The sequence below is a fragment of the Deferrisoma palaeochoriense genome, from assembly GCF_054656955.1.
Genome location: NZ_BAAHXI010000009.1, coordinates 62,192 through 73,717 on the forward strand (window position 1 = coordinate 62,192; position 11,526 = coordinate 73,717).

The 11,526-nt window shown below is 70.9% G+C and carries 12 protein-coding genes; 2 read left to right on the top strand and 10 right to left on the bottom strand.

Translation table 11 applies throughout. The features are described from left to right. Positions 1-14 precede the first annotated feature (14 nt). The 6 genes from mqnC to ACYQ8L_RS04350 all read right to left on the bottom strand — a co-directional run bounded on the left by mqnC (position 15) and on the right by ACYQ8L_RS04350 (position 5,076). Complete coding sequence (gene mqnC / locus ACYQ8L_RS04325; RefSeq protein WP_459940543.1) at positions 15-1,058, bottom strand: cyclic dehypoxanthinyl futalosine synthase; 1,044 nt, start codon at positions 1,056-1,058, stop codon at positions 15-17. After that, positions 1,055-2,173, bottom strand: coding sequence for an aminofutalosine synthase MqnE (mqnE, locus tag ACYQ8L_RS04330; RefSeq protein WP_459940544.1), 1,119 nt, complete (start codon positions 2,171-2,173; stop codon positions 1,055-1,057). Before mqnE ends, mqnC begins: the two co-directional genes overlap by 4 nt. Next, on the bottom strand, positions 2,170-3,036 hold the full coding sequence (locus ACYQ8L_RS04335; RefSeq protein WP_459940545.1) for a UbiA-like polyprenyltransferase: 867 nt from the start codon (positions 3,034-3,036) through the stop codon (positions 2,170-2,172). Before ACYQ8L_RS04335 ends, mqnE begins: the two co-directional genes overlap by 4 nt. Positions 3,037-3,338: 302 nt before the next feature. Then, entirely contained in the window at positions 3,339-3,764 is a 426-nt protein-coding gene (locus ACYQ8L_RS04340; RefSeq protein ID WP_459940546.1) for a GNAT family N-acetyltransferase, read from the bottom strand. A 23-nt stretch (positions 3,765-3,787) separates the two neighbouring features. Further along, entirely contained in the window at positions 3,788-4,552 is a 765-nt protein-coding gene (locus ACYQ8L_RS04345; protein ID WP_459940547.1) for a YdcF family protein, read from the bottom strand. Between the two features lie 89 nt (positions 4,553-4,641). Then, positions 4,642-5,076, bottom strand: coding sequence for a PPC domain-containing DNA-binding protein (locus ACYQ8L_RS04350; RefSeq protein ID WP_459940548.1), 435 nt, complete (start codon positions 5,074-5,076; stop codon positions 4,642-4,644). A gap of 144 nt (positions 5,077-5,220) precedes the next feature. Here ACYQ8L_RS04350 and ACYQ8L_RS04355 point away from each other — a divergent pair, with 144 nt between their 5' ends. Further along, the gene (locus ACYQ8L_RS04355; RefSeq protein WP_459940549.1) at positions 5,221-5,805 is read left to right on the top strand and encodes a PilZ domain-containing protein; all 585 of its coding nucleotides are present in this window, start codon (positions 5,221-5,223) and stop codon (positions 5,803-5,805) included. A 104-nt stretch (positions 5,806-5,909) separates the two neighbouring features. Here the strand turns inward: ACYQ8L_RS04355 and ACYQ8L_RS04360 are convergent, their stop codons facing one another. Continuing rightward, positions 5,910-6,230 carry a rhodanese-like domain-containing protein gene (locus tag ACYQ8L_RS04360; RefSeq protein ID WP_459940550.1) on the bottom strand — a complete coding sequence of 107 codons (321 nt, stop codon included), beginning with the start codon at positions 6,228-6,230 and terminating at the stop codon, positions 5,910-5,912. 314 nt (positions 6,231-6,544) lie between these two features. Here ACYQ8L_RS04360 and ilvA point away from each other — a divergent pair, with 314 nt between their 5' ends. Beyond that, the gene (ilvA, locus tag ACYQ8L_RS04365; protein ID WP_459940551.1) at positions 6,545-7,765 is read left to right on the top strand and encodes a threonine ammonia-lyase; all 1,221 of its coding nucleotides are present in this window, start codon (positions 6,545-6,547) and stop codon (positions 7,763-7,765) included. Positions 7,766-7,952: 187 nt separating this feature from the next. Here the strand turns inward: ilvA and ACYQ8L_RS04370 are convergent, their stop codons facing one another. Genes ACYQ8L_RS04370 through ACYQ8L_RS04380 form a run of 3 tightly spaced genes read right to left on the bottom strand, consistent with a single transcriptional unit; the run spans position 7,953 to position 11,276 of the window. Further along, on the bottom strand, positions 7,953-8,360 hold the full coding sequence (locus ACYQ8L_RS04370; RefSeq protein WP_459940552.1) for a bacteriohemerythrin: 408 nt from the start codon (positions 8,358-8,360) through the stop codon (positions 7,953-7,955). A gap of 27 nt (positions 8,361-8,387) precedes the next feature. Next, positions 8,388-9,431, bottom strand: a complete 1,044-nt coding sequence (locus ACYQ8L_RS04375) for a Tll0287-like domain-containing protein (protein ID WP_459940553.1) — start codon at positions 9,429-9,431, stop codon at positions 8,388-8,390. Between the two features lie 12 nt (positions 9,432-9,443). Continuing rightward, positions 9,444-11,276: a methyl-accepting chemotaxis protein gene (locus tag ACYQ8L_RS04380; RefSeq protein WP_459940554.1), complete on the bottom strand. Its 1,833-nt coding sequence runs from the start codon at positions 11,274-11,276 to the stop codon at positions 9,444-9,446. Between the last annotated feature and the right edge of the window lie 250 nt (positions 11,277-11,526).

The following is an 11,526-nucleotide window of genomic DNA, read 5'->3' on the forward strand; positions in this document are numbered from 1 at the left end:
GTCGCCCCATCCGTCTAGAACTCCCGGAGAATCCGGTAGGTGGTGGTCCGCTGGGCCGGCACGAACCCGGCGTCGCGGATGAGCTCCACCAGCCGTTCCCGGTCGAGCCGGAACCGCACCCCGGTGGCCGCCACCACGTTCTCCTCCAACATGGTGCCCCCCATGTCGTTGGCCCCGAACCGCAGCGCCACCTGGGCGATCTTGTCTCCCTGGGTGACCCAGGAGGCCTGGAGGTTGGGCACGTTTTCGAGCACGATCCGCGAGAGCGCGAGCATTCGCAGGTAGCGCACGGCCCCGGTCTTCCGGATGCCCTCGGCCCGGCCGAGCTCGGTGCGGTCGGGCTGGAACGTCCAGGGGATGAAGGCGGTGAACCCGCCGGTGCGGTCCTGGAGATCCCGGATCCGCAAGAGGTGGTCCACCAGGTCCTCGTCGGTCTCGGTGGCGCCGAACATCAGGGTGGCCGTGGTGGGCATGCCCTGGCGGTGGGCCTCCTCCATCACGGCCATCCACTGGCGCCACCCGATCTTGTTGGGGCTGATCTCCCGCCGCACCCGGTCCACCAGCACCTCGGCCCCCCCGCCGGGCACCGAGTCGAGCCCCGCCTCCCGCAGCCGCCGGAGGGTTTCCGCGAGGTCGAGCCCCGAGATCCGCGCCAGGTGGGTGATCTCGGCCGGGGAGAGGCTGTGGTTCTGGACCTGGGGAAACCGCTTCTTGATCTTCCGGAAGAGGTCCTCGAACCACTCCAGGGGGAGATCCGGGTGGAGCCCCCCCTGCATGAGCACCTGGGTTCCGCCGTGGGCCACGAGCTCCTCGACCTTGGCCAGGACCTCCTCGTGGGTGAGCACGTACCCCTCGGGGTCGCCGGGCTTCCGGTAGAAGGCGCAGAACCGGCACTGGCAGGTGCACACGTTGGTGAAGTTGATGTTCCGGTCCACCACGAAGGTGACCCGGCCCTCGGGGTGGAGCCGGCGGCGCACCTCGTCGGCCCGGCGGCCGAGCTCCAGGAGCGGGGCGTCCCGGAAGAGCTCCAGGGCCTCGGCCCGGCCTACCCGGCTCACGCCGCCCCCTCCGCGGCCACGCGCCACGTGGCGCCCTCGCGCACCACCGGGCGGTACAGGGTGTCGCGCTCCACCGGCACCCGGCCCGCCTCCTCGATCAGGGCCACGAGCTCCTCCCGGGTGAGAGCCCCCCGGCTCGTGGCCCCGGCCTCGTGGGCGATCTTCTCCTCCACCACGGTGCCGTCGAGGTCGTTTACCCCGAAGTGGAGCGACAGTTGGGCCACCTTCTCCCCGAGCATCACCCAGTACGCCTTGATGTGCCGGAAGTTGTCGAGGTAGAGCCGCGCCGCGGCCAGGGTGCGCAGGTCGTCGAACCCGGTGGTGCCCCGGCCCTTGGCGAGATCGGAGTGGAGCGGCTGGAACGCGAGCGGGATGAACGCCTGGAACCCCCCGGTGCGGTCCTGGAGGTCCCGCAGGAGCCGCAGGTGCTCCACCCGGTCCTCGGGGCGCTCCACGTGGCCGTAGAGCATGGTGGCGTTGGAGCGAAGCCCCAGGCCGTGGGCGATCTCCATGATCTCGAGCCACCGGGCCCCGGGGATCTTCTCGGGGCAGATCCGGCTGCGGATCGGCTCGGGCAGGAGCTCGGCCCCGCCGCCCGGGAGGCTCCCCAGGCCCGCGTCCTTCAGCTCGCGGAGGACGTTTTCGGCCGACCCTCCGCCCATCCGGGCGAAGTGGTCGATCTCCACGGCGGTGAACCCCTTGATGTGGAGCCGGGGGTGGCGGCGGTGGATCTCGGCCACCAGGTCCCGGTACCAGCCGAAGCGCAGATCCGGGTGGAGCCCGCCCACGATGTGGACCTCGGTGGCTCCCGCCCGGTCGGCCTCGGCCGCCCGGGCCAGCACCTCGTCGGCCGCCAGGGTGTAGGCGCCGGCCTGCCCCGGGCTCCGGCTGAAGGCGCAGAACCGGCACCGGTTCACGCACACGTTCGTGGGGTTGATGTGGCGGTTCACGTTGAAGAACACCCGAAGGCCGTTTTGGGCCCGGTTGGCCCGGTCGGCCAGTTCCCCCACCGTGAGGAGATCGTCGGCGGTCAGAAGGGCCAGGGCGTCGGCCTCGTCCAGCCGCTCGCCGGCCTCGACCTTGGCCCGGACCCGTTCCAGGGCGCGCGCGCTCATCGGGCCACCACGTCGAGGAAGGTGGCCAGGAACACCACCACGCTCACCACCCCGTTCATGGTGAAAAAGGCGGTGTCCAGCCGGGAGAGGTCGTAGGGGGTCACGAGGGAGTGCTCGTAGAGGAGAAGCACCGCCGTCACGACGAGCCCCAGGAGGTACCACCCGCCGAGGCCGAAGAGGGGGATCTGGAGCGCGAGGAGCGCGAACATGGCGAGGTGGAGCCGGGCCGCGAGCCGAAGGGCCCGGCCCTTGCCCCACCGCTGGGGCACGCTGTGGAGGCCCTCGGCCCGGTCGAACTCCAGGTCCTGCAAGGCGTAGAGCACGTCGAACCCCGCGGTCCACAGGAGCACGGCGAGCCCCAGGGGCACGATCCGCCAGCTCCACTCCCCGGTGACCGCGATCCACGCCCCGAGCGGCGCCGCCGCGAGCGCAAGCCCCAGGAGGTAGTGGCACAGCCAGGTGAACCGCTTGGTGTAGGGGTAGAGGAAGATCACCCCGAGCGCCAGGGGCGAGAGCCGGAGGCATAGGGGGTTCAGGAACCAGGCCGCGGCCTCCAGGAGCACCACGCCCCCCACCACCAGGGCCCAGGCCTCGCCCCGCCCTACGACCCCCGCCGGGATGTGGCGTTCGGCGGTGCGGGGGTTTTTGGCGTCGATCTCGGCGTCGGCCAGCCGGTTCCAGGCCATGGCCGCCGTGCGGGCCCCCACCATGGCAGCCACGATCCCCAGCACGGTGCCGGCCGACGGCACCCCGCCCGCCGCCAGCACCATGCCGGTGAGCGCGAACGGCAGCGCAAAGATCGTATGGCTGAACTTGATCATCTCGAGCAGGTCCGAGACCCGCCGCAGTGCCTGGGTGGTCATCGTTCACTTCTCTCGCGCGGCTGGGCCGCTTGTAGGCTAGGAAGCTGGGAGGCTGGGAAGCTCAAGTGCCGTGAATCGTGAAGTCGTGAATCGCGAATGGTTTGGCCACTTGGCGCCTCCCGGGACCTTCCGTGGCTGGGGCCCCTCCCCGTTTCCGCGCTCCAAACCCTGGATCGCGGTGCGCGGGCCTTCGGCCCGGATCGCGGCGTGGACGCCGCTCCCACATCGGCACCCGCCCCCCCTTCTCCGTGCTCTCCGTGCCCTCCGTGGTGAAATCCCCCGGGAAGAGGCCGCCGGTTGACTCAGTTGAGGTCCTTCTCCATCTCCACGTGGGGGATGCCGGCCTCCTGGAACACCGGGCCGTGGGCCCGGTAGCCGAGCTTCTCGTAAAACCCCCGGGCCGCGACCTGGGCGTGGAGCCGCAGGGTCTTCATGCCCCGCCGCCGGGCCTCGGCTTCCAGGGCCTCCAGGATCCGGCGGCCCACGCCCCGGCCCCGCCAGGCCCGGAGCACGGCCATGCGGCCCACCCGGCCGTCGGGCAGGAGCCGCCCGGTGCCCACGGGCCGGCCCGCGGCGTCCTCGGCCAGGGCGTGGGCGCAGGCCGGATCGAGGTCGTCCATCTCGATCTCGGGTGGCACCCCCTGCTCGTGCACGAACACCTCGGTGCGCACCCGGGTCGCGGCCTCCTGGGCCTCGGGCCAGGACACCACGCGGACCGTCAGGTTCAAGGGTTCCTCCTGGGCCATTGCCTTCAAAGTTTCCCCGTGAGCCAGTACGCGGCGTAGCCCACGTATTCGTGGATCGCCTCGTCCGAGAGCGCCAGGGTCGAAACCCCGGGGATCCACCGGCGCCACCCGCGGCCCGGGGGCGTCACCCGGTAGTCCACCGGGTACGGCACGGGCTCCGCGCCCCACTTGCGAAAACAGGCCACGGCCCGGGGCATGTCCATGGCCGTGGTCACCAGGAAAAACGTCTCCACCCCCCACTGCCGCAGGAGCGGCACGGTGTACCGGGCATCCTCGGCCGTGGTTCGGCTCTTCGCCTGCACCCGGATGGCGGAGTCCGGCACCCCCAGGCGCCGGGCCAGCGCCGCCATGTACCCCGCCTCGTTCGCCTCGGGGAGGTCGGGGTCCCCGCTCCCCCCGGAGAACACGAGGAGCCGCACCCGGCCCTCCCTCCAAAGCCGGATCCCCTCCAGGATCCGCTCCGCCCGGTGGTAGAGCTCCACCCGCTCCGGGGTCGAGTGGCGAAGGTCCACGGCCCCCCCGAGCACCACCGCGGCGTCCGCCCGGGCCTCCGGGGCCGGGGGCGGATAGGCCCGCTCCAGGGGTCCCGCGAGCCGCTCGGCCACCGGCCCGGTCCCCAGGGCCCAGAGCCCGAGTCCCCCGAGGGCCAGGAGCGCGCGGGCCGCCCGCGGCCGGCGCCGGAACGCCAGGAACGCCACAAGCCAGAGGCCCAGGACCACGCACAGGGGATCGAGCACGATGGCGGAGACGGTTTTGGCCAGTCGAAACACCCCAGACCCCTCACCGGCCCCCGGGGACCATCAGTCCGTCAGGCCCGGCGTTTCGCCTACGGGCCCCGCGCCCCAAACCTCTCCGCCCCTCACCGGGTCGCCCGGGTCCAGAGGGGGAGCCGGGTGGGTTCGTGGAAGCCCCGGTGGAGCTCGGCCCCCTCCAGGGGCTCGATCGCGTACTCGCAGGCGAACACCCGGGTGCCCGGGGCGAGGTGCCCCCCGAACGCCCGACCTTGGGCATCGCTCAACGTCACGTGGGCGTGCACCACCACCTCGCCGTCCTTGAGCGACACGTTGCCCACGAGGCAGAGGATCTCCAGGGGTTCGTCGAGCTCGTGGTACCGGTACTCGTAGGCCGCCTGGTCGTAGAAACCCACCACCGCCCGCTCCACCGCCCCCAGGGCCTCGATGCGGCCCAGCCGCACGCCCTCCTCACGGCACACCCGGGTGAGCCCCTCCAGGAGATCGTCCCCCCGTTCGAGCCGCCCCATGATGGCCTTCCCCCCTTCCACCTGCACCCGCATCCTCCGCCTCCTCGTCCCCCCGTTCCTGGAACCGCGGGCATTTTGCCACAGAGCCCCACGGGTTGCACCCCGGGCTTGGGTTTTCGGGGCCTTGTGCCGATAGGAGGGAGAAACACCCCATCGGGTCGAAGGAGGAAAGGAACCGTGCTGCGACGCGCCGTGCTCGTCCTTCTCGTGGTGGGCCTGGGGGCCGCCGCCTGGCTCAAGGCCACCCGGTTCGCCGACTCTCCGGACGCCACCCGGTACTTCGCCGGCTTCTTCTTCCTGGGAGTGGCGGGGCTTGCGCTTGTGGGCTCCAGCCTCGCCCGGGAGCGTACCCGCAGGAAGCGGGGGTTCGACCTGGAGCGGCACCTGGCCGGCAACCGGCGCGAAACCTACCGGATCCACTACCCCGAGGGAGACCGCCCCCGGTTTGGGATCCTGGGCAACGGGGGGAACGGCGAACCCCGGTGGTTCGAGGTGCTGGACGCCTCGGAGGAAGGGATCCGGTTCCGGGCCGCAGACGGCTTCGTCCCCGGAGACGAGGTGGAGGGGCGGGTGGAGTTCCCCACGGGCCGCTGGGCCCGGGTCCAGGGCACGGTGATCCGCGTCGAAGGGGATCAGGTGGGCCTACGGCTCACCCGCACGATCCCGGGGGCGATCATCGTGGAGGAGACCCGCCGGCTCCGCGATCACCTGCGGCCGTCCTCCTCGGCGGACGAGGAGGGCGGCAGCGGCTCCACCGGATAGCCGGCGCGTTTCCAGGCCAACCACCCCCCTTCCAGGTGGAAGGCGTTGGTAAACCCAAGCTTTTGGAGTTTTTGCACCACCCGGGCGCTCTTGGGCTTTTCGAGTCAGGCGCAGTACACAACCAGGAGCTGATCCTTTCGGAACTCGGGCGCCCACTCTTCGACCCGGGTGCAGTCCCGCCACACGGCCCCCGGGATTTGTCCCGAGAGGCGGCTGCGCCGCTCCCTACAGGTCACGTCGATCACAACAAGACCTTCCTCTCCCAGGCGCTCGGCCAGATCCTCCACCCGCATCGTCGGAACCACGATCCACGGCCGATCCCCGCCCATCACCCCGGAAGAACGGGACTCCGCGGCCGATCCGTGGGCCACCACACCCAGCACAAGCGCCAAAATCCCCAGCCCCCATCCCGCGTACCGCGCCATTTCACACCTCTCAGATTCCGGCTCGGATGCTGCCAACACCAGCGAACGTGTTGTCCGGCCCCCGTGGTTGCTACGGAAACCAGCCCCCCACCCGCCCCCGGCAATCCTTTTGAAGGAATTCGTGTTCCAGCGCTCCACGACCCGTTCGCTGGGGCGCCTCGCCGCCGCGTCCTCCCGGCGATCGGTTGTGAAACAATGCACGCATCGTGCCGCGGGCGCGGTTTACCGCCGGAGGCCGAAGGGGTATGCTTCGCGCCCTTTCCGGATGGTAAGAAGCGCAACGAGCGTCCTGCTTTCAGGAGGAAGCCTCCCCCATGTTGGATATCGCACGCATCCAGGAAGCCATGGAGATCGTTTCCCGGCGGTTTCCCCCCACCCCGCTCCTGCGGTCGGAGCAACTCAGCCGCCAGACGGGGGCCGAGGTGTTCCTGAAGCTCGAGAACCTCCAGCGCACGGGCTCGTTCAAGGTGCGCGGCGCGGCCCACAAACTCTGGCGGATCCGGGACCAGGTGGGCCCGAACGGCGTGGTGGCCGCCTCGGCCGGAAACCATGCCCAGGGCGTGGCGCTCGCCGCGGCGGAACTGGGCATCCCCTCCACCGTGGTCATGCCCGAGGGCGCCTCGATCTCGAAACAGGTCGCCACCCGGGATTACGGGGCCCGGGTCCTCCTGCACGGGAAGACCGTGGCCGAGGCGCTCGAGCGGGCGTGGGAACTTGCGGACGAGGGGTACACGTTTCTCCATCCCTTCGACGACGACGACGTGATCGCGGGCCAGGGGACCGTGGGCCTGGAGATCACCTCCCAACTCCCGGAGTTCGACGAGGTTTGGGTTCCCGTCGGCGGCGGGGGGCTCGCGGCCGGCGTGGCCCTGGCGGTCAAGAACCGGCTTCCCAAGGCCCGGATCGTCGGGGTCCAGACCCAGGCCTGCCCGGCGGCCCTGGAGGCTCTCCGAAAGGGCGAACCCGTCGAGGTTCCGGCCGACCGCACCCTGGCCGACGGGATCCGGGTTCCCCGGGTCGGAGACCGGCCGTTCCGCGTTTTGCGCGAAACCATGGACGAGGTTCTCCTCGTGGAGGAAAGCCGGATCGCCCTGGCCGTGGTGACGCTGCTGGAGCGCAAGAAGCTCCTGGCCGAGGGGGCCGGGGCCGTGCCCGTGGCGGCCCTCATGGCCGTCCCCCCTGACCGGGTGAAGGGGCGGCGCATCGTTCTCGTGGTGAGCGGGGGGAATCTGGATCTCAACGTGCTCGACCGCATCCTGGAGCAGGGCCTCATGCGAACGGGGCGGATCCTGCGGTTCCGGGTGGTGCTCGACGACAGCCCTGGTTCCCTCCACGATCTCCTCTCGGTGGTGGCCCGGGAGCAGGGGAACATCCTCCACATCTTCCACGACCGCCTCAGCGTGGACCTGCCCCTGGGCCGCACCCGGGTCGAGGTGGAGGTGGAAACCCGGGGCTTCGACCACATCGGCCGGCTCACCGCGGCTCTCCTGCAGGCCGGCTACCGGATCGAGGCGAGTCCCGCGGCGGCGCCTTGACTCGGGGGCGGTGGGGGGCAAGATGGGACTCGGACGAAAGGTTGGCCCGGCCGGAAGCAGTCCCCCACGCCCCGCCGGCCACGTGGAGTCCTTGATCGACGCCGGGCTGATCGGCTGGAAGGCATGGTCAACGGGCCGGCTCTTCCGGAGCCGGCCCGTCGGATTTCACCTCGCAGCCCCGCCCGACTCACGCCACGCCCTTTTCCCGCAGGAAGGCGCCCAACTTTTGGTCGATTCCCAGGATATGGTCCCGGAGCCAGTCCATGACCCGGCGCTGCACCTGGATCGTGACGGAGAGCTTTTCGGGGTTTTGGTCGTACTCGGCCGCGAGAGCCCCAAAGTCCTTCTTGAACGCCTCGTGGATCGCCTTGTGCTCGGCGTAGCCCGGGTAGCCGTGCCGCTGCATCAGGGCCTCCTCGGTGGCGAAGTGCTCCACCGCGTATTTCCCCAGGAACGCCAGGATGTCGCCGATGAGTTGGCGCCCTTTGCCCTCTTTCATGGCGTCAAGGAGCCCGTTCACCTGCCGAATGAGTTCCTTGTGCTGTGCATCCACCTTCGAAATTCCCGTAGCCATTTGGGCATCCCAACGCATCATGTCTCTCCTTTCGTTACGGACGTGCCTTCAGGATTTCTCTTGCGGGCGCCTTTTGCGCAGGTCGGGATACAGTTTATCCAGGCACTCTGGGCACAAGCCGTGGCTAAACTGGGCGTGGCTTCGCTCCATCACATAGGCCTCCACAGGCTCCCAGTCCTCGGGATCCCCGGGGTCACCCCCCTCCACCCGGATCTTCTTGCAGGAGGCGCAGATCGGCAAAATCCCCTCCAGCACCCGCACCCGTCCCAGGGCGATCTCCAGGGCCTTCGCCCGGGCCCGAAGCCGTGCCCCGAGCCACAGCACCGCCCAAAGCCCGGCCGCCAGGGCCACGGCGTGGCCCCCGACCAGGGCCCCCATCCGGGCCCGGTCTTCCGCCGCCAGGGACTCGTAGTCCAGCACGACGCTGAGCCCGCCGCGCAGATCGCCCTCCCGGTAGCCCTGCTTGGCGTGGCAGGTGAGACACCCGGGCTTCACCAAGAGCGGGCGCAGATACTCGAACTCCCGCCGGCCGGTCGGCCCTGCGGCGACCCGGCCCCACTCGTCGCGGCCGCCGGCCGACACCGCGGTCAACGCCTCCACCTCCCACCCCTCGGGCCGGTTCCGGGGCCGCAGGGGCCGGTCGCTCACCAGCCGGATCCGCACCCCGGCCGAGGGCGGCAGGCAGGCGGCCACAAGCCGCGTCAGATACGCCGGGTTCACCTTGGTGAGCCGCCGCCCCAGGCTGTCGGTCACGTCCCGGTCGGGCGCGTCGAGGTACGGGTTGGGGGCCAGCCTCGGCCCGACCGGGACGTACACGCCGCCCTGTTCGGCCGTCCATGCCCGCAGGGCCACCACGGTGTCGGCCACCCCGCGGGCGGCCACCCAGGCCAGTTCCTCGGCGTGGTAGTGCTCCCCCCAGAGGTTCCACCCCAAGGACCCGGCCACGACCAGGATGAGGATCCCCGCCGAGAGGAGCGTTTGCCAAGAGGCCCAGCGGGCGGCGGCCCGGGCGGCCTCCTGCACCGGCTCGGTCCCCGCCTGCGCGTCCGAGGGCGGAACCGCCGGTTCCCGGGCCTGCGGCTCGGGTGACACCACGGGTGCCTCCTACGTGCGGAACCGCTCGGTGAGGCTGCGCAGTTCGTCGGCCTTGCGGGCCACGGTCTCGGCCGTGCGGGCGATCTCCTCGCCGGCCCGGGTGTTCTCCCCCACCCCCTGGGCGATCTGGTCGAGGTTCATCGCCAGGTTCTCGATGGTGGCCGTGAGCTCCTCGGTGGCCGCCGCGATCTGCTCCACCTGGGCCGCCGCCCCCGACGCCTCGGCCTCCACCTCGGCCATCGCCCCGGCCGCCCCCTGCCCCAGGGCCTTCCCCTCCTCCACCTCCCGCACCCCTTCGCCCATGGCCGCCACGGCCTTCTGGGTCTCCCCCTGGATCCCCGCGATGGTCCGCGCGATCTCCTGGGTGGCCTTCACCGTCTTCTCGGCGAGCTTTCGCACCTCGTCGGCCACCACCGCGAACCCCCGGCCGTGCTCCCCCGCCCGGGCCGCCTCGATCGCCGCGTTCAGGGCCAGCAGGTTCGTCTGGTCCGCGATGTCCTCGATGGTGCGGATCACCACGTCGATCTTTTCGGCCTCGGCCCCCAGGCCCTCCACCACCCGGCCGGCCCCGGCCACCACCTCGGCGATCCGCTCCAGGGCCTCCTCGGTCTCGCGCACCTTCCCGGCGGCCTCCAAGGCCTTCTCCCGGGCCCGGCCCGAGGCCTCGGCCACCCCCGAGGCGTTCCGCGCCACCTCGTGCACCGTGGCTCCCATCTCCTCGCCGCTCGCCGCCAGGGCCTGGGTCTGCTGCGACACCTCCTCGTTGCTCGAGGCGATCTGGGCGGTGGTCGCCGAAAGCTGCTGGCTCGCCGCCGCCATCTCGGCCGCCGAGGCCTTCACCTGGTCCACCGTGTACCGGATCTTGTCGGCGAAGATGTTGAACCAGTTGGCCAACTCGTCGAACTCGTCGCGCTCGGCCGCGCGGAACACCTCACACGTCTCACAGGACGTCACCTTGCCCGAGAGCACCGTCGGGCACTGGATCTTCTCCCTGACGGCCTGCATGGACCCCACATGGCTCCAGCAAGCCTCCCGCTTGCCGAACGAGGCGCACTCCCCGTGGCCGCATTCCATCACCTTCGAACAGTCCACATACTTGAGGGGCAGCCGCTTCGTCAGATCCCCCTCCCCCTCGGCCATGTCCTTTAAGAGCGCCACGAACCGCCGGATCCGCCGGGTCACGAGCCCGGCCTGGAGGAACCACGTGCCAAGCGCGGCCGCCACGAGCCCCGCGAGGCCCGCCACCGCCCCGGTGCGGATGCCGGCCCGCCGGGCCCCGGCCACGAAGGCCACCGTCTCCTCCCGGGCCTTCGCCACGTCGGCCACGCTGAACCGCACGTAGAGCGCTCCCGCCAAGTCGCCGGGCTTCACCCCGTCGTGGCATTCGAGGCACCGCTCCTCGTACCGGTGGGCCCGGATCACCGTGATCTCGTTGCCCTCGGGGATCTCCACGGGCTCGGTGGCGGCCGCGGCCTTTCGGAACGCCTCGGCGTCGAATTCCCGATCCACCGACTCCTCGCGGCTCGCGTAGGCGATCTTGCGCTCGGGGTCGGTGAGCCCCACCTCCACCACGCCCTCCACGGTCCCGAGGTCCGACAGGAGTTCCTCGAACACGCCCATCTCGCCGCGCTCCACCGAGCCCCTGGTCCCCGCCTCCAGGCTCGAGAACACGCTTCGGGCCCGGGCGACGCCGGCGGCCTCCAGGGCCCTGGCGCTCTTTTCGCCCAGCGCCCCCAGGGCCCGGACGGCCCCCGCCGTGCTCACCCACGTGCTCGCCCCGAAGGCGAGCACGAGCACGATCGTCAGAAACCCGCACACCTTGGCCTGGATGCCGATACGCATGGAGCTCCTCCCTGCGGTTCCCGGATGGCGACGAAGAGACGAAACGGCGGCGGAACCGCCCTTCGGTATCGGCCGGTCGCCCCGTCGTCTTGACCTTCGGGACGCGCTTTCCCGCATTTTTTGGGAAAACCAAGACAGGTCGCGGCTGGCCCGTTTCCGAAACCCTGCCCGGGGGGAGCCATCGGCGCGCGTTGACGGGGGCACGGCCCAGGAAGGAACGGGCGACCGAGGAAACCCCACAGAGGGTTTT